We start from the raw sequence: 17,844 nt of genomic DNA on the forward strand, positions 1-17,844 counted from the left end.
ATAAAACACTCGAAAGGGGTGATAAATGGCAATCGCAGATCTGGATAAACAACCCGATTCTGTATCTTCCGTGCTGAAGGTTTTTGGCATTCTGCAGGCGCTGGGTGAAGAGCGCGAAATTGGTATTACCGAGTTGTCGCAACGCGTCATGATGTCAAAAAGCACCGTTTATCGCTTTTTGCAGACCATGAAAACGCTGGGTTATGTGGCACAAGAAGGGGAGTCTGAGAAATACTCACTGACCCTGAAACTATTCGAGCTGGGTGCTCGCGCGTTACAAAACGTCGATCTTATCCGTAGCGCTGATATTCAGATGCGCGAACTTTCGCGCCTGACCAAAGAGACAGTGCACCTTGGTGCACTGGATGAAGACAGCATCGTCTACATCCATAAAATCGACTCTATGTACAATCTGCGCATGTATTCTCGCGTAGGTCGCCGTAATCCGCTGTACAGCACGGCTATCGGTAAAGTTCTGCTGGCATGGCGTGACCGCGATGAAGTGAAGCAGATTCTGGATGGTATTGAGTACAAGCGCAGCACCGACCGTACTATTACCAATACTGATGAGCTGTTGGTATTGCTGGATAAAGTACGCGAGCAGGGCTACGGTGAAGATAACGAAGAACAGGAAGAAGGTCTGCGCTGCATCGGTGTACCGGTGTTTGACCGTTTCGGTGTAGTGATTGCAGGCTTGAGTATTTCATTCCCGACGCTACGTTTCTCAGAAGAACGTTTGCACGAGTATGTGGCGATGCTGCATACGGCTGCGCGTAAAATTTCAGAACAAATGGGTTATAACGACTATCCGTTCTAATCTGATGTAATAGCGTCAAGGTAAAAACCCCAGGTATTTTTGTATCTGGGGTTTTTTATGAACAGTCATAACGTTAGTTGGTGCAAATAACGTAGCGGATGTATTGCTGCTATATTAACCGTTATCAATAATGACTGTGCTTTTTCTTAACAAGGGACAATCCGACAGGCCAATGATACCGCTGTTTGTGTGGACGTATTGCGCGGTGCTGGTTCCGCGGGCGGTCAGATACTGGCATTGCAAGCCCAGGCCCGCTGCATTCTCCTTACTTCCAATCAAAATTCCGTAGCCACTCAGTAATAAACCGATCCAAACCAGAGCTAACAACACAATAGCGCGGATTATCAGACGCATTACAACCTCTTATCTTTTCTCGTTATTATTAGATTAGCCTGTACATGAGATGAAACAAGTGAATCATTCCTAAAAAGATTGAATGCCGATACAGTTAACGCTGGGTTTAGGTAACGCATGATAATTTATAGGCATAAGATGTTGATTCGAAGAGTGGAGCTGGAGTGAAAAAAATTCGCTGGGTAGTGCTGATAGTTGTCGTGCTGGTATGCATACTGATGTGGGCGCAAGTGTTCAACATCATGTGCGATCAGGATGTACAATTTTTCAGCGGTATTTGTGCCATTAATAAATTTATTCCCTGGTAAGCGCATTTTTGCCACAGTTGATTACCTTCTTGTGCGGCAGTGGTAAACTACGCTGTCTACATTGAGGTGGTGAAATGAACGAAATTTTGAATTCTGGCGCGTTGAGTTTGGCGTCTTTGGCTGTATCGGTGGTGATTCTGGTTGTCGGGCTTGTACTGTGGTTTTTCGTCAATAGGGCAAGTTCGCGTACTAATGAGCAGATTGAGTTGCTTGAAGCATTGTTAGATCAGCAAAAAAGACAGAACGCATTGCTCCGTCGCCTTTGCGAAGCTAACGAACCTGAAAAATCGGCAGAGCCTGCTGTGGTCACAGCGAAGGACGAAGATGATGACATCATCCGCCTGGTAGCTGAGCGGTAAAAACGGTATGACAGGGTGAGGATCTGTTGCTTACGTTCTCAGATGTTTCATCCTGTCGCCAACATGCCAGATTATTTTCTTCTGCACATGTCGTGTAATTAGCACTCTGATTCTCGTGTTAACTCAGTATTTTCAGATGCTCCAGCCAATTAATATATTATCCCCGGTCTGATATAAATATAATTTCCCATACGATAAAAATATGATTATGTCATTTTTGTGATAGCGATCGTCTTATTAACAGCGAAACGTTTCTCTTACTTTTTTTGTGCATTGTCATCATTCTTTCATTATTTTGGTGCAAAAGCAGAAGGCAGATCTCATTTTTACGCTTGTGACATTTTATGCATTACTAAGCATAAAAAATGATATTCGGCACACCCTGTAACAGCTAATCTGGAACAACCGAAGCTATTGAGCTATGGTAGAAATGTCCCGGCTATGGCGCAAGCCTGGCGGGGGGTGGGGCGAGCGGCGGGAATATAACACCACTCGCTGTGGCGCATAACTGTGCAGTTGCTGTTTGATGAACGACAGGATTTGTGCGACCGATCGAGACACGTTTAAAAATGGCTTGCCATTATTAACGTTGTATGTGATAACACGTTTTGGGTTAAACGAGGTACAGTTCTGTTTATGTGTGGCATTTTCAGTAAAGAAGTCCTGAGTAAACACGTTGACGTTGAATACCGCTTCTCTGCCGAACCTTATATTAGTGCCTCAAGCAGTAATGTCTCAGTTTTATCTATGTTATGCCTGCGGGCGAAGAAAATACTCTAAGGAATTTTGCAAATGGCAAAGATTAAAGGTCAAGTTAAGTGGTTCAACGAGTCTAAAGGTTTTGGTTTCATTACTCCGGCTGATGGCAGCAAAGACGTGTTCGTACACTTCTCCGCTATCCAGGGTAACGGCTTCAAAACTCTGGCTGAAGGCCAGAACGTTGAGTTCGAAATTCAGGACGGCCAGAAAGGTCCGGCTGCTGTTAACGTAACAGCTATCTGATCGACACCACTGATTTGAAGCGCATATGCGCAACCATCTCAGATATAAAGCCTCGCCTATGCGGGGCTTTTTAATTCAAAATACGTCTAAATATTTCTAAATGCCCTCCCATTAGCGCTTTGTTGCAAAGGCGTGATGTTCGTAGCATAGTTTTCCCCGCTTTCTTACGACATTTCTCGTTAAATCAGACACCTGAAAAACTATCTTGCTGGAGTTCAGGTGAAAAAGAAAAACGACGGCGACGCGCGCAATTTTACTCCCGTACGTTTTGCCCTGCTTTGTGTGGCAATATTATTGAGTCTGGGATTGCTGCTGGGTCGGGTTGCATGGCTGCAAATTGTCACGCCGACAAGTCTGGTGAAACAGGAAGACATGCGTTCATTACGTGAGGTAACTATTGCCTCGCCGCGCGGGATGATTACCGACAGAGAAGGGCGACCGCTGGCGGTAAGTGTTCCGGTTAACGCCGTATGGGCCGATCCTAAGACCATCATCAGCAAGGGAGGCGTGGGTTATAACGAACGGTGGCAGGCTCTGGCAAGGGCTCTGCATCTGTCACTGAGTACGCTGGCGGAACGCGTTAACAGTAATCCTGGCGGACGTTTTATTTACCTGGCACGACAAATTTCCCCTCAGCAGGCTGAGTGGGTCGATGATCTTAATCTCCCAGGCATTAACCTGCGCGAGGAATCCCGCCGGTTCTATCCTGCTGGCCACGTAGCGGCGAATCTCATAGGTTTTACCAACATTGATGGACAAGGCATTGAAGGGCTGGAAAAAAGCTTTAATAACCAGTTGATGGGTAAACCTGGCTCCCGTCTGGTACGTAAAGACAAATTTGGCCATGTAATCGAGAATATCACCGAAGTCACGCCTGTTCCTGCACACCAATTACAGCTCAGCATCGATGAGCGCCTGCAGACGGTCACCGAAGATGCGTTGGACAATGCCGTTACGTGGAATAAAGCGGAATCAGGAGCCGCAGTGCTGGTCAACATTGCTACCGGTGAAATACTGTCCATGGCAAGCTTTCCTGACTTCAACCCCAATAACCGTGAGGGCGCGGTACTGGATGATTTTCGTAACCGTGCAATAAGCGATACGTTTGAACCCGGTTCAACCGTTAAACCGCTGGTGATCATGACTGCACTCCAGCAGGGGATAGTACAACCGGACAGCGTGATTGATACCCATCCTTTTTACCTTGATGGACATCGCATTCGCGACGTCGGATTTTACCCGGAGCTGTCGTTGACCGGAATTTTGCAGAAATCGAGCGATACCGGCGTGTCGCACCTTTCACTGGCTATGCCTGTTCAAAAGTTGCTGGATACCTATAAGAGCTTTGGTTTTGGCGATCCAACCGGACTGGGATTAACCGGTGAAAGTAGCGGTTTAATGCCTCAACGCCGCTACTGGAGCGATTTGGATCGCGCGACCTTTGCATTCGGCTATGGATTAATGGTAACGCCGCTGCAGTTGGCGCACGTATATGCAACCATTGGTAGTTTTGGTATCTATCGACCCCTTTCGATTACCCGTATTGACCCGCCGGTAATCGGTACCAGAGTGATGCCGGAGGCGCTGGTTCACCAGGTTGAACATATGATGGAAAGCGTCGCGTTACCCGGTGGTGGGGGAACTAAAGCCGCGGTCAGAGATTATCGCGTGGCGGTTAAAACAGGAACGGCAAAGAAAATTGGTGATGACGGTAAGTATGTCGATAAATACGTGGCCTACACGGCAGGCGTTGCGCCAGCGAGCGACCCGAAATTTGCACTGGTGGTCGTCATCAATAATCCGCAAAACGGTGCTTATTATGGCGGGGCTGTCTCTGCGCCTGTCTTCAGCCAGATAATGGGAGATGTCCTGCGTCTGGAGAACGTTAAACCGGATGGCATGCCTGCCGACTCTGATCATCTGCTGGTGATGCACGGCAGTAACGTATCCTCGCCGTCGCTGTAAGTTATTTTCCCTGGGCGCAATTCGCGTTACACTTGCGCCCTTAAGTCACCTGCCGGAGTTGTCATGTCGTTTTCCTGTCCTCTTTGCCACCAGCCTCTTACTCAAGCGAATAACAGTTTTGTCTGCCCCGGGCGGCACCAGTTTGACGTGGCGAAAGAAGGGTATGTCAACTTACTGCCGGTTCAGCATAAGCGGTCGCGCGATCCGGGTGATAGCGCTGAAATGATGCAAGCCAGACGGGCATTTCTTGATGCAGGGCACTATCAACCGTTGCGTGATGCGATTGTGAATGTGCTTAAAGAAAAGTCGAATTCAGAAGATGCAGCGATCCTGGATATTGGCTGTGGGGAAGGGTATTACACCCATGCGTTTGCCGACGCGCTGGCGGGCTGTACAACCTTTGGTCTTGACGTCTCCAAAGTGGCAATTAAAGCCGCAGCCAGACGCTATCCGCAGGTGATCTTTTGCGTTGCCTCCAGCCATCGTCTGCCGTTCGCAGACGAGTCAATGGATGCAATCATCCGGATCTATGCGCCCTGTAAAGCGCAAGAGCTGGCTCGCGTGGTTAAACCGGGTGGATGGGTGATCACCGCCACGCCGGGACCGCGTCATTTAATGGAACTGAAAGGGCTGATTTATGATGAGGTGCGTTTGCATGCGCCCCATACTGAGCAACTGGACGGTTTTGTTCTGCAACAGAGCATTGCGCTGGGATATCAGATGCAGCTTCAGGGCAGCGAGGCCGTTGCGTTACTGCAAATGACGCCGTTCGCCTGGCGGGCAAAGCCGGAAGTGTGGGAAACGTTAGCGGGGAAAACGACGTTTGACTGCCAGACCGACTTTAGTATTCATGTCTGGCAGCGTCTGAATTAACCGTGGAAGTGTGCCCAGAGGATCTGGGCACCGATACCAATCAGCACCACCCCACCCAAAATTTCAGCTCGTTTGCCCAGCATTGGGCCAATGAAACGACCAATCATCATGCCGAGCGTGGACATAATCAATGTGGCGCAGCCGATGGCCAGCGCTGTGGCAATAATGTTGACCTGCAGGAAAGCCAGACCCACCCCGACGGCCATTGCGTCGAGACTGGTGGCAATGGCGGTGGTAACCAGCAGCCAGAAACCGTGGCGGCGCTGCGGTTCTTCCTCTTCATCGCCGTTGTCGCGAAAACCTTCGATTATCATTCGCCCGCCTAAAAAGATCAGCAGAATGAAGGCGATCCAATGGTTCCACTCCAGCACGAATTTGCTGGCCAGCATCCCCATGCCCCAGCCAATCAGTGGCGTAAGCGTTTCAACTGCGCCGAATATCAGTCCGGTGCGCAATGCTTCAGAAAATTTGGGTTTATGCAGGGTGGCGCCTTTGCCAATTGATGCGGCGAAAGCATCCATCGACATGCCGAAAGCGAGAAGAACGGTAGCGGTGAGATTCATAACAGCGTCCTGACCGGGGTATCCATAAAACACATCACTGCCCCCAGTAACCATGCATACAAGCTGGAATCACTGTAAATACAGCGCCATTCAAATATGCATTGCAGTTGATGTGCCTATGGTCTCGCCTGACTAAACCTGTAAGTTCAGTCCGTACGCGCCACGTTTTTCAACGAGTATGTTGACACGTACATTTCCGGAGTCTGGAAATCGGCTACTCCCCAACGACGGGCGCAACCTTAACATATTTTGAGAATATAAAACAAGAAACGCAGAAATAATATTTGACTTCTAGTTGAAAACGATTTTCATTTAGATTTATTTATAAATAAAACGTTAAAATAAATAACATTGAGGACAATAAAATATAGCCTTGGCTATGTTTGCTTTTACACTGATATATAAAAACATAGTTCAGGCTATATTTATAAGCTATTGATTTGAAATTAATAGTTTATATATCCTCTCAAGATCGTCTATATTTCGTACGCGAATCAACAATCTTCGATGTTCTAATTGCATCACCAATACACCGTCTTCAGATAAATTCATCTCTTTAATGCGGTTATATTCAATCCAGACGTTGGCGAAGAAAAAGCCTTTCTGCTTGAAGATGATTTTTGGCGTACGGATCCAGAACAGATACAAACCCATCAATACCAGTGCACATAATAACCATGTGGTAAATTGCGCGCCGTGGCTGGTGATGTTGTTGTAGATAAGAATAGCTACCAGGCCAAGGAAGATAACGCTGTCGACTCTGCTGCGGGGAAGCAGGGCGACAGTAAGCAGAGTAGGGCCATTACGGCGGGGCATGATGAACTGATCGTAAATGGCATACGCCAGCAGCGAAAAGATAAATAGAACCAGCACCAGGTCCGTGATAGTCATGAATCCTCAACCCTCTAAATAGAAAAACCGGGGGCAAGCCCCCGGTGATGTACAACAGTTTTACAGGCCGAGCAGTCCGACAGCGTAGCCCGCGATACCGATGACGAAGAAGCCAACGATGATCCACAGCGGGTTCACTTTCTTACGCAACAGCCACATACAGGCGAATGTCAGCAGCAGAGGAACCAGACCCGGCATCAGCTGGTCAAGGATAGTCTGCACAGTGGTAACACGAGTCTGACCATCCTGACCGGTGATAGTAGAAACCACCAGTGGAATGTTTACGTGCGTCCACTTGTTAACCAATGCCCCCATGACAAACAGGCCGAGGATTGACGCCCCCTCAGTCAGTTTCTGCAGGAAGCCGCCGCCCATATCTTTAACGATATCGACACCTTTACGGTAGCCATATGCCACACCGTAATAACGGGTTGCCAGACGAACCAGGTTAAACAGAACGAAGAACAGCAATGGCCCCAGCAGGCTGCCGCTCATCGCGATACCTGCGCCGAGCGCGGCGAATACTGGGCGAACGGTACCCCAGAAGATCGGGTCGCCGACGCCTGCCAGCGGACCCATCAGACCAACTTTGATACCGTTGATGGCACCATCGTCAATCTCTGCGCCGTTTGCACGCTGTTCTTCCATCGCCAGCGTAACGCCCAGTACTGGAGCCGCTACGTACGGATGAGTGTTAAAGAATTCCAGGTGACGCTTAATCGCTTGCTTACGTGCGTCGTTGTTTTCCGGGTACAAGCGGCGGATAGCCGGCACCATGGAGAAACAGAAACCCAGCGCCTGCATACGTTCGAAGTTCCATGAACCCTGAAACAGGTTAGAACGAATGAACACGCCACGAATGTCACTCGGAGTGAGTTTTTTCTCGGTGGTAGTTTTAGTCATATCAACCATTTCGCTCACCTGCTAGTCCAGTTCGTTATCGAGATCGTTATTGCCAGCCGCCGCAGCAGGTGCACCGGCTACGCGGTTATATTTCGGGCTCAGCTGAATGTAGAGGATCGCCATTACTGCGCCAATCACGCCCAGAGCAACCAGGTTGAAGTTAGTAAATGCCGCGGTGACGAAGCCGAGGTAGAAGAATGGCATCAGGTAGCCTGCGCGCATCATGTTGATGACCATCGCATAACCAACCACCACGATCATACCGCCTGCGATGTTCAGACCGCCGGTCACGACTTCCGGAATGGCGTTAAGCATGCTCTGAACTTCACTGGTACCAACAGAAATCGCTACGATTACCGCTGGGATAGCGATACGCATAGCCTGCAGGAACAGAGAGGATACATGCAGCCAGGAGAGTGCCGTCAGGTTACCGTTTTCGGCCGCCTTATCCGCTGCGTGCTGGAATGCTACGGTGATAGTACGAACGATAATGGTCAGTACCTGGCCTGCGGCTGCCAGTGGGATAGCCAGCGCGATACCGGCACCAATGCTTTGGTGACCTGCGATAACCAGAACGGTAGAGATAATTGAGGCCAGTGCGGCATCTGGTGCAACCGCAGCACCGATGTTCATCCAGCCCAGGGCGATCATTTCCAGGGTACCACCGATGATAATACCGGTTTTCATGTCCCCGAGAACGGCACCAATCAGCGTACAGGCCACCAACGGACGGTGGAACTGAAATTCATCGAGTACCGACTCCATACCCGCGATACATGCGACGATGAACACCAGCACAATCTGAAGAGTGGTAATCTCCATTGTACTTCTCCTATTGCTATACAGACTTAAGTGTGAAAACTAAGTAAATGCCAGGAAATTATTTCACCTTGGCAATCAAATCCATCATTTTCAGTTTCTGATCGGTAGAAACCTTACGTGCCTCAAGCTCAATACCGCGTTCGTTGAGTTTCTTGAAGGCTTCGATGTCTTTGTCATCGACAGAAATTGCGTTGTTTACCTGCGTTTTACCCTGACGGAAAGCCATACCGCCAATGTTTACGGAGGTAATTTTCACACCACCTTCAACGATACGTTCTACGTCGGTTGGGTTGGTGAACAACAGCATCACACGCTCACCTGCATATTTAGGGTTGTTGTAGACGCGGATCATTTTCGCGACATCAACCACATGCGCCGTCACACCCGGAGGTGCTACCTGAGTCAGCAGCGTTTTACGCACGGTATCGGCGGCAACTTCATCACTGACGACGATAATGCGTGTTACGTTGGTTTCTTTGGTCCAGCGAGTTGCCACCTGACCATGGATTAAACGGTCATCAATACGCGCCAGGCCGATCTGCATATAATCGTTCGGACCCATCGGTTTGGCGGGAGCTGCTGTTTTGGGTGCTGCTACTGGGGCAGGAGCGGCTTTCTCAACCGATTTGGCTTTCAGCGCTTTCACGCCTTCGCTACCGGTTTCAACTGCCAGTGCCACTAATTCATCAAAGCTCGGGTTGTCATCACGCGCCATGAAGGTTTCAACCAGCATGGGAATGTTCACACCGGCGATAACTTCGTAATGCTCTTTATCGACGACAATGCGGCTTGCAGCGTTGAACGGGCTGCCTCCCCATGTGTCAACGAGAAACAGCACGCCTTTACTGGTATCGAGTTTTGCCAACTGAGCGTTGTACTTTTCGATCAGCGTTTCGGCATTTTCGCCTGGAACGAAATCGATCCAGCCGACATTTTCCTGCTCGCCTAACAGCATTTCTGCCGTCTTAAGTAACTGCTCTGCAGCCCAACCATGTGTGCCTATTACAATAGCAATGGTCACTTGCTACCTCCTTTATTATCGTTAACACATCAACGTGAAGATGTATTTGAATCGTCGTCCGCAATCGAATCGATTCAGATAAGGGTTACAAAGAAAAACCTATGATTTTCGTGAATTATTTTAGATATCGAAAAAAATATTTTATGTGATGAAGATCCGTAATTTAACTTCCGATTTAAAGAAATTTCGAAGGGTAAAATATCTCCGAAACAACTTATTGCAAAGGAAGGTAAATCTTTGCTAAAAACCGCTTCTCTCTGTTATGTTTAGCATCTGTTTAATTACTCAGGAGTATAGGGCAGTAGCCCACCATATGGATCGTCACCGACGTCATTTCACCTTCAGGCCGTATCAAGCCTGTCAGATTGGCACTTTTTGCCACAAATTTTCTCTGCATATCGCTTTAACGCCTGAGATCCTCAGCGCGCAGTTTGGTCATTCCTTAAGCAGGAGCTTGTCATGGAATTATTAATGGACCCGCAGATTTGGGTGGGTTTGCTCACGCTTGTCGTTCTTGAAATTGTTCTGGGTATTGATAACCTGGTCTTCATTGCGATCCTGGCTGATAAGCTGCCGCCGAAACAGCGAGATAAAGCGCGTTTAATCGGTTTGTCACTGGCACTGATTATGCGTCTGGGCCTGTTGTCCGTGATTTCGTGGATGGTGACGCTGACAAAGCCGCTGTTCACGGTAATGGACTATGCGTTCTCGGGGCGCGATCTGATTATGCTGCTGGGGGGTATCTTCCTCTTGTTCAAGGCTACGACAGAGCTGCATGAGCGGCTGGAAAACCGTGAACATGATACCGGGCAGACGAAAGGGTATGCGAGCTTTTGGGTTGTCGTAACGCAGATTGTCATCCTCGATGCAGTGTTCTCGCTGGATGCTGTGATTACGGCGGTCGGTATGGTCAACCATCTGCCAGTGATGATGGCGGCAGTAGTGATTGCCATGGCCGTGATGCTGTTGGCCTCTAAGCCGCTGACCCGATTTGTGAACCAACATCCGACGGTGGTGGTGCTGTGTCTGAGCTTCCTGTTGATGATTGGTCTGAGCCTGGTTGCCGAAGGGTTTGGCTTCCATATTCCGAAAGGCTATCTGTATGCGGCGATTGGCTTCTCAATCATCATTGAGCTGTTTAACCAGATTGCCCGTCGTAACTTTATTCGCCACCAGTCGACGCTGCCATTGCGTGCGCGTACTGCCGATGCGATTCTCCGTCTGATGGGCGGTAAACGTCAGGCCAGCGCGCAGATGGAATCCGACAATCCGGTACCGGTTCCCGTCCCGGAAGGCGCATTTGTAGAAGAGGAACGCTATATGATCAACGGCGTACTCTCACTGGCGTCGCGTTCATTACGCGGCATTATGACGCCTCGTGGGGAGATTAGCTGGGTTGATGCAGACCTGAGCGTGGAGGAAATTCGCGAGCAGTTGCTTTCGTCACCTCATAGCCTGTTCCCAGTATGCCGTGGCGAACTGGATGAAATCATCGGTATCGTGCGTGCTAAAGAGCTGCTGGTGGCGCTGGAAGACGGTGTGGATGTGGCGGCGATTGCCTCTGCTTCTCCGGCTATTGTTGTTCCGGAAACGCTGGACCCGATCAATCTGTTAGGCGTTCTGCGTCGTGCCCGCGGTAGCTTTGTTATCGTCACTAATGAGTTTGGCGTAGTACAGGGTCTGGTCACGCCGCTGGATGTATTAGAAGCCATCGCCGGTGAGTTCCCTGATGCCGATGAAACGCCTGAAATTATAGCTGATGCAGGCGGTTGGTTGGTCAAAGGCGGTACCGATCTGCATGCGTTGCAACAGGCGCTGGACGTGGATACGTTAGTGAATGAAGACGAAGACATCGCTACGGTGGCAGGTTTAGTCATTGCGGCTAACGGTCATATTCCTCGTGTAGGTGATGTTATCGAGGTCGCGCCGCTGAGCATTACGATTGTCGAAGCGAATGACTATCGTGTGGATTTAGTTCGCATTGTTAAAGAACAACCCGCTCACGACGAAGACGAGTAACCGGGTTTAGCGAAACGGCATGACGGGCATACTGTGTCGCCCGTTATGCCGGGTGGGCGGCGGCGTGCTGCCCGCCAGCCATTTTGGAAAATCGCGTAGCGGCATTGGCTTGGCATACAGAAAACCTTGCAATAAATGTACGCCGTGTCGGCGCAAATGCTGAGCTTGCGCCTGTGTTTCAACGCCTTCCGCCACCAGTTCTATATTCAATTTTTTCCCCAAAGCGATAATGATGTCTGTGACGGTTGAGTTCACGGCGTCTGTTCCTATTGCCGAAGTAAATGATTTATCGATCTTCAGCACATCCGGGCGGAGCTTTTCCAGCCAGGAGAGCGAGCTATTGCCGGTGCCGAAATCATCAATCGCCAGTTTTACGCCAAGCCGATTTAATTCACGTACGATCCGATAATCCACATCCAGTAACGCATCGCGTTCGGTCAGTTCGATAACCAATTGCTGGATTGGGTGCTGGCTGAACCAGTACTGATTAAGATCTTTTAGCAACGTGCCGTTACGAAAATGGCTGGCGGCGACATTAATCCCAATATGAAACTGGCTGCTCATTGGGAAGACGTGCCGCTGCTGAATGGTTTCTGCGATGACATGACGGGTAAGCGGTACAATCAGGTTGTGCTCCTCAGCGATGGGAATAAACACTTCCGGAGAGATCCAACCCTGGCGTGGGTTATTCCAGCGTAAAAGGATTTCCACGCCCATGCATTGCTGGGTTTGCGCATTAAGCAGCGGCTGGCAAAACAGCTCGAATTCCCGAGCAGCTAGGGCCAGATTAATCTCCCATGAGAAACTCATTCTGCTGGCGGTAGCCAGCCATGCCAGATAACCCACTAATAAACTTAGGATCACCGCCAGCGGCAGCTGTGTTGGCAGGTGTTTTACCGCCAACTCACTGGGACCGGGGCCGGTGACGCTAATGGTAAACGGGAAATGTTGAGATGAAAGCTGGTAGCGTTTTTCATCATTTAGCTTAGGCAGAGTATCGACAACACCTTGATCATACAGTAGATGCCGATTACCAACGGTTAAGCTGGCATCGGTGATCTGCGGCGGCTGGGGTTCAAGCAACATAGACGACAATAAGTCAATATTGACGATTTCCAGCACGCCATCTTCACCATCGGCAGAGGACGGATACCACTGAGTCAGAATCGGACTGCCTTTAATCAACGAATGGTCGGTAGACAGCAGCAGTTGCGGTTCTCTGCTGGGTAATTCGGGCTGCAGTTGACTAATGGGAACATTACGATAACCAAAAATGCTGGAGCAATAGAGGATCCCGCTTTGAATCAGATTAATAGAACGTACCGTTTGCAACCTTGCGGCATGTTTGCTTAAGGGTAAACGCGCCACTGAGCAGGGGAGGCCAATCAACGGCAGCAATACATCCCGTCCGGTCTGCAAGGGTAAAAGCACGTCATCCAGTTCTTCTACAGCATGGTTGGCAAAGGTGACGATATTTCGGTGATTTAAATTACGCTCCGAAATAAATCGGACAGTTAATGTGAGGATGAGCGTCAGTAGTGCACATACTGTGCAGACGATTAAGCGATTCCGGCGATAATTTTTAATGATCCGTTGTGCTGTTTGCATGCGGGCCGCCCGATAAGCCGTTGGTCACAGAAGCCAACAGCAACAGAGCAAGTGTAGTGGGGAAAATTACAGTAGACGAGGGAGAGGGGGCAAATTCGCCCATCCGTCGCAGATGGGCGAAAATTAAGTATTAGTCACATTGAACTTTGATCGCCAGGCCACCGCGTGACGTTTCGCGGTATTTGGCGTTCATGTCTTTACCCGTTTCGTACATAGTCTCAATGACTTTATCCAGCGAGACGCGCGGCGCGCTGGTACGGCGCATTGCCATACGCGCAGCGTTGATCGCCTTCACTGAAGCAATTGCGTTACGCTCAATGCACGGAACCTGTACCTGACCGGCAACCGGATCGCAGGTTAAACCGAGGTTATGTTCCATGCCGATTTCAGCAGCAACACACACCTGCTCCGGGCTTGCGCCTAACAGTTCAGCCAGACCCGCGGCAGCCATGGAGCAGGCTACGCCCACTTCACCCTGACAACCTACTTCTGCACCAGAGATAGAGGCGTTCATTTTGTACAACGCGCCAATCGCACCGGCCGCCAGGAAATAGCGGGTATAGATATCCGGGCTAACGGACTCAATGAAATGATCGTAATAGGCCAGTACCGCAGGCACGATACCGCAGGCACCGTTGGTTGGCGCTGTCACTACGCGACCGCCCGCGGCGTTTTCTTCGTTAACGGCCAACGCAAACATGTTCACCCAGTCGATCACGTTCATTGGATCGTTGGACAGCTTATCGCTGGAAACCAGCATACGACGCAGGGCTGAAGCACGGCGAGGAACGCGCAGCGGACCCGGCAGCACACCTTCGGTGTTCATGCCACGATCGATACATGCCTGCATGGTTTGCCAGACGTGGCCAAAGTACTCTTCAATCTCTTTCTTACTGTGCAGCGCAAGTTCGTTCTGCATTGCCATGCCAGAGAGAGACAGGCCGGTGCTGTTGCAATATTCCAGCATTTCAGTGGCGGATTTGAACGGATAAGGCACGCTGACCTCGCCCGAGGCATCCTGACCAAAATGTTCTTCATCAACGATGAATCCACCGCCGATTGAGTAGTAGGTTTTGCTATAAATGACGGTTTCGCCATTGTACGCATGGATCTGCATTCCGTTTTCATGCAGCGGCAGGTTGCCGTTGTGAAAACGCATCCCGTCATTCTGCGGGAAATCCACTTCGTGCTGACCCTGCGCAAGCAGCAGGCGTCCACGCGTTTCTACGTCGCGGATAAATCCGGGGATGCTATCAATATCCACGGTAGCAGGCTCATTGCCCGCCAGACCCATAATAATGGCGATATCGGTGTGGTGACCTTTACCCGTGAGCGACAGTGAACCATACACGTCGACGGCGACACGAGTAACGCTGTCCAGTAATCCTTTTTCGACCAGGTCATCGACGAACTGTTTACCCGCCTTCATAGGCCCTACGGTATGGGAAGATGAGGGACCAATCCCCACCTTAAACATGTCGAATAGACTAATCACGATAATACTCCTACAGGGCGACTGGGCTTTCCAGTAACGATGTTATAACTGCGCATAGTGTAAGAGGGAACGCGGCGATCGGCTTAACTATTCACATGAATTAAACTAATAGATAACCGCGGTTTTACTAATGTTGTGACCTGAGTTTCAAGTTGTCTATTGTGTGCGTAAAGATAAGTATAGTCAGGGCTTGACGCCAATTTGCAGCGCCAGCTCACGAATTATTCCGGCAGTCATTCCCCAGACGAAATATTGCTCATACCAGGAAAGCCATACGCGATGTGAATCGCCACGACGGTAAATATCCAACGGGTGGTAACGACCTAAATGCAGGGCCTGGGCCAGCGGCATTTCGAACACTGCGGAAACTTCATCTTCACTGGCGCGATACGGCAGATTAGGCGGGATAATGCCTACCACAGGGGTGACCTGGAAACCGGTCACGCTGTCGACAGGCGGCAGAACGCCAATCACTTCTACGCATGAAGGTGGGATCGCCACCTCCTCCTGCGCTTCGCGAAGGGCGGCGGCAATTAACGAGGCATCACTGCTATCCACCGCCCCACCGGGGAATGCGACCTGTCCGGCGTGCTTGCGCAGGTGAACGGAACGCTGGGTTAACAGCAACCCCGGCTGTGGGCGACGCACGACGGGGATCAGTACGGCGGCCTGGCGCTGGTTTAACGCGGCATGATTGACCTGCGGGCGCAGGAGTTGAAAGCGCGATAAAAAATCATCAAGCGTCAGGCTGCTGTATTCCACGTGTCAATTCTCCAGTTGGTGCAAAATGCGATTCACTTTATCAAATGTTTCCTGATATTCAGCGTCTTCCTGACTGTCTGCAACAATACCACCGCCTGCGGAGCAATAAATTTGTCCGTTTGTGGCTGTCAGCGTGCGAATGGTAATGCTGGTATCCATATTGCCGCAAAAGCTCAGATAACCAATGCTGCCGCACCAGGCGTTGCGTCTTTGCGGCTCCAGTTCGTCGATAATTTCCATCGCCCGCACTTTCGGCGCGCCGGTAATAGAGCCGCCGGGGAAGGCGGCGCGTAGCAGATCGGTGGCGTATAATGACTCTGGCAGACGTGCGGTAATGGTGCTGACCAAATGATGAACGGCAGGGAACGGTTCGACGATAAACAGCTCCGGAACCTGTACCGAACCCGGTACGGCAACGCGGCCAATATCATTACGCATCAAATCGACGATCATCAGGTTTTCCGCACGATCCTTCGGCGAATTCGCCAGTCGCCGGGCCTGCTCACGATCGGCATCGGTATCTCCAAGCCTCGGTAGCGTGCCTTTAATCGGACGCGTCTGTATGTGCTGGTTTTCCAGCAGAATAAATCGTTCCGGCGAAAGGCTGAGGATTGCACCTTCCTCAAGACGAATAAATGCACTAAACGGGGCGCGGTTGGCGTGATTGAGAGTGACAAATGCCTGCCACTCATCGCCCTGGTAATGCGCCTGAAAACGCTGGGCAAGATTGACCTGGTAACAGTCTCCGCTGTGCAGATAATCCTGCACCTGGCGGAATTTTTCGCCGTACTGAGCACGGCTCATATTAGACTGCCACGCCGAAGTTAATGTAAACGGCTCACGCGTTGGCGGTTGTTGCGCGTCGAGCCATTTCAGGCGAGCCTCGACATCGGTATGGCTGAGCAGCGATACGGTCTGCAACTGGTGATCGACAATCAGTGCCCAGTCGTAAATGCCAACGGCCATATCCGGCAGCGTAATATCGCGCTCTGCAATAGTGGGCAGAGATTCGAAGCGTCGGCCAAGATCGTAGCCAAACAGACCTAACGCACCGCCCTGAAACGGCAGGTCGGGGTGATATTCGGGGTGAATCTTGTGTGCGGTTAGTGCGGAATGTAATACCGTCATGGGATCATCAAGCGAGCACGTGGTTGCGTGCCCGTCCTGCACTACGGTCTCTGTAGCTCGCGTAACAAGCGTGGTGACGGGATCCGCCACCAGAATATCAAAGCGGTTATGCGGATGGTCGGCTTGACCCGAATGCAGCAGCATCGCCCAGGGCAGATGGCTTAATGTCGAAAAATAGCGTTCAGCGGCGTCCTGACGCCAGGGTAATGTGATTACTGCGGGAGATAACGTCTTCATCAGTCCTGACTCGTTGCTACTCTACTGGCTAACTGCCCGGTAGCATGAAATAATTAGCGCAGACAATTTAGCAGGAGTTAACAATGTTTGCAGGTTTACCTTCACTCAGTCATGAGCAGCAGCAAAAAGCGGTAGAGCGTATTCAGGAGCTGATGTCGCAGGGGATGAGCAGCGGACAAGCCATTGCTCTTGTTGCTGAAGAGTTACGCGCCAGTCATACCGGCGAGCGGATCGTGGCGCGTTTTGAAGATGAGGACGAATAACGCCGCTTAAACTGCAGCGATAATCTTAATCTCAACTTTGTATTTCGGGTTCATCAACCCGGCCTGAACGGTACAACGTACCGGCGCGTGACCCGCAACAACCCACGCGTCCCAGGCTTTGTTCATGGCGGCAAAATCGTTTTTGTCTGCCAAAAACAGGGTGGCATCAAGAATACGTGACTTGTTGCTGCCTTGTTTTTCCAGCACCGCATCAATTTGCGCCAGCGTATTTGCCGTTTGCTCAAAAGCGTCTGCATCCAGATTTTCCGGCACGCCGGTGTAATACAGCGTGTTGTTGTGGATAACCACGTCGGACCAACGCGCTTCGGCATCAATGCGCACAATCGTCATAAATCATTCCTCATTTACGTGTTTTCAAATGGCTTTGGGTTGCGCCAAGACTGCCATAATGTTGTGCCCACGTCACCTCTTCAACTGGCGAAAGAGCTGCTGG

21 protein-coding genes are annotated in these 17,844 nt (G+C 50.4%); 10 read left to right on the plus strand and 11 right to left on the minus strand.

The window, feature by feature from the left end:
- Positions 1-25 precede the first annotated feature (25 nt).
- Positions 26-817, plus strand: a complete 792-nt coding sequence (gene kdgR / locus OGV85_RS16605; protein ID WP_003833778.1) for a DNA-binding transcriptional regulator KdgR — start codon at positions 26-28, stop codon at positions 815-817.
- Between the two features lie 114 nt (positions 818-931).
- Here the strand turns inward: kdgR and OGV85_RS16610 are convergent, their stop codons facing one another.
- Positions 932-1,171 carry a YobH family protein gene (locus tag OGV85_RS16610; RefSeq protein WP_003034975.1) on the minus strand — a complete coding sequence of 80 codons (240 nt, stop codon included), beginning with the start codon at positions 1,169-1,171 and terminating at the stop codon, positions 932-934.
- A gap of 164 nt (positions 1,172-1,335) precedes the next feature.
- Here OGV85_RS16610 and mgrB point away from each other — a divergent pair, with 164 nt between their 5' ends.
- The 6 genes from mgrB to rlmA all read left to right on the plus strand — a co-directional run bounded on the left by mgrB (position 1,336) and on the right by rlmA (position 5,678).
- Positions 1,336-1,479: a PhoP/PhoQ regulatory lipoprotein MgrB gene (gene mgrB, locus OGV85_RS16615; RefSeq protein ID WP_003034977.1), complete on the plus strand. Its 144-nt coding sequence runs from the start codon at positions 1,336-1,338 to the stop codon at positions 1,477-1,479.
- A gap of 74 nt (positions 1,480-1,553) precedes the next feature.
- Positions 1,554-1,838, plus strand: a complete 285-nt coding sequence (locus tag OGV85_RS16620; RefSeq protein WP_032935398.1) for a YebO family protein — start codon at positions 1,554-1,556, stop codon at positions 1,836-1,838.
- 636 nt (positions 1,839-2,474) lie between these two features.
- Positions 2,475-2,618, plus strand: coding sequence for a DUF2627 domain-containing protein (locus tag OGV85_RS16625; protein ID WP_003034983.1), 144 nt, complete (start codon positions 2,475-2,477; stop codon positions 2,616-2,618).
- Positions 2,619-2,630: 12 nt separating this feature from the next.
- A complete protein-coding gene (gene cspE, locus OGV85_RS16630) occupies positions 2,631-2,840 on the plus strand; it encodes a transcription antiterminator/RNA stability regulator CspE (protein WP_001062678.1) in 210 nt (69 codons plus the stop codon).
- Positions 2,841-3,059: 219 nt separating this feature from the next.
- Positions 3,060-4,805, plus strand: coding sequence for a peptidoglycan DD-transpeptidase FtsI2/PBP3(PARA) (gene ftsI2, locus OGV85_RS16635; RefSeq protein ID WP_003021017.1), 1,746 nt, complete (start codon positions 3,060-3,062; stop codon positions 4,803-4,805).
- A 63-nt stretch (positions 4,806-4,868) separates the two neighbouring features.
- Positions 4,869-5,678, plus strand: coding sequence for a 23S rRNA (guanine(745)-N(1))-methyltransferase (rlmA, locus tag OGV85_RS16640; RefSeq protein WP_003841628.1), 810 nt, complete (start codon positions 4,869-4,871; stop codon positions 5,676-5,678).
- Here the strand turns inward: rlmA and mntP are convergent.
- The 5 genes from mntP to manX form a co-directional block, all read right to left on the minus strand.
- A complete protein-coding gene (gene mntP / locus OGV85_RS16645; protein ID WP_003021013.1) occupies positions 5,675-6,241 on the minus strand; it encodes a manganese efflux pump MntP in 567 nt (188 codons plus the stop codon). The genes rlmA and mntP overlap by 4 nt on opposite strands.
- A 432-nt stretch (positions 6,242-6,673) precedes the next feature.
- The gene (locus OGV85_RS16650) at positions 6,674-7,132 is read right to left on the minus strand and encodes a DUF986 family protein (RefSeq protein WP_003021010.1); all 459 of its coding nucleotides are present in this window, start codon (positions 7,130-7,132) and stop codon (positions 6,674-6,676) included.
- A gap of 60 nt (positions 7,133-7,192) precedes the next feature.
- Entirely contained in the window at positions 7,193-8,044 is an 852-nt protein-coding gene (locus tag OGV85_RS16655; RefSeq protein WP_008322630.1) for a PTS mannose transporter subunit IID, read from the minus strand.
- A gap of 12 nt (positions 8,045-8,056) precedes the next feature.
- Positions 8,057-8,857, minus strand: a complete 801-nt coding sequence (locus OGV85_RS16660; RefSeq protein ID WP_003021004.1) for a PTS mannose/fructose/sorbose transporter subunit IIC — start codon at positions 8,855-8,857, stop codon at positions 8,057-8,059.
- 58 nt (positions 8,858-8,915) lie between these two features.
- Positions 8,916-9,878, minus strand: a complete 963-nt coding sequence (manX, locus tag OGV85_RS16665) for a PTS mannose transporter subunit IIAB (RefSeq protein WP_003021002.1) — start codon at positions 9,876-9,878, stop codon at positions 8,916-8,918.
- A gap of 313 nt (positions 9,879-10,191) precedes the next feature.
- On the opposite strand from manX, the gene OGV85_RS24580 reads away from it, so the two are divergent.
- Together OGV85_RS24580 and yoaE are read left to right on the plus strand one after the other, a co-directional pair.
- Positions 10,192-10,350, plus strand: a complete 159-nt coding sequence (locus OGV85_RS24580) for a protein YoaL (protein WP_370766360.1) — start codon at positions 10,192-10,194, stop codon at positions 10,348-10,350.
- On the plus strand, positions 10,338-11,897 hold the full coding sequence (gene yoaE / locus OGV85_RS16670) for a CNNM family cation transport protein YoaE (protein ID WP_003020999.1): 1,560 nt from the start codon (positions 10,338-10,340) through the stop codon (positions 11,895-11,897). Before OGV85_RS24580 ends, yoaE begins: the two co-directional genes overlap by 13 nt.
- 6 nt (positions 11,898-11,903) lie before the next feature.
- Here yoaE and pdeD read toward each other — a convergent pair whose 3' ends face one another.
- The 4 genes from pdeD to pabB form a co-directional block, all read right to left on the minus strand.
- Entirely contained in the window at positions 11,904-13,505 is a 1,602-nt protein-coding gene (gene pdeD, locus OGV85_RS16675; RefSeq protein WP_003020996.1) for a cyclic di-3',5'-guanosine monophosphate phosphodiesterase PdeD, read from the minus strand.
- Between the two features lie 130 nt (positions 13,506-13,635).
- Positions 13,636-15,000 (minus strand): L-serine ammonia-lyase, encoded by a 1,365-nt coding sequence (gene sdaA, locus OGV85_RS16680; RefSeq protein ID WP_003020994.1) that lies wholly within the window; start codon positions 14,998-15,000, stop codon positions 13,636-13,638.
- A gap of 183 nt (positions 15,001-15,183) precedes the next feature.
- The gene (locus OGV85_RS16685) at positions 15,184-15,762 is read right to left on the minus strand and encodes a CoA pyrophosphatase (protein WP_003020991.1); all 579 of its coding nucleotides are present in this window, start codon (positions 15,760-15,762) and stop codon (positions 15,184-15,186) included.
- Positions 15,763-15,765: 3 nt separating this feature from the next.
- Positions 15,766-17,127, minus strand: a complete 1,362-nt coding sequence (pabB, locus tag OGV85_RS16690; RefSeq protein ID WP_003841618.1) for an aminodeoxychorismate synthase component 1 — start codon at positions 17,125-17,127, stop codon at positions 15,766-15,768.
- Between the two features lie 83 nt (positions 17,128-17,210).
- On the opposite strand from pabB, the gene OGV85_RS16695 reads away from it, so the two are divergent.
- Positions 17,211-17,390, plus strand: a complete 180-nt coding sequence (locus OGV85_RS16695) for a YoaH family protein (RefSeq protein WP_003020986.1) — start codon at positions 17,211-17,213, stop codon at positions 17,388-17,390.
- A gap of 6 nt (positions 17,391-17,396) precedes the next feature.
- Here the strand turns inward: OGV85_RS16695 and OGV85_RS16700 are convergent, their stop codons facing one another.
- Positions 17,397-17,741 (minus strand): RidA family protein, encoded by a 345-nt coding sequence (locus OGV85_RS16700; protein WP_003020984.1) that lies wholly within the window; start codon positions 17,739-17,741, stop codon positions 17,397-17,399.
- Positions 17,742-17,844: the final 103 nt, after the last annotated feature.

Origin of the sequence: Citrobacter sp. Cf132 (assembly GCF_030333885.1) — a bacterium.
GTDB lineage: Bacteria > Pseudomonadota > Gammaproteobacteria > Enterobacterales > Enterobacteriaceae > Citrobacter > Citrobacter freundii.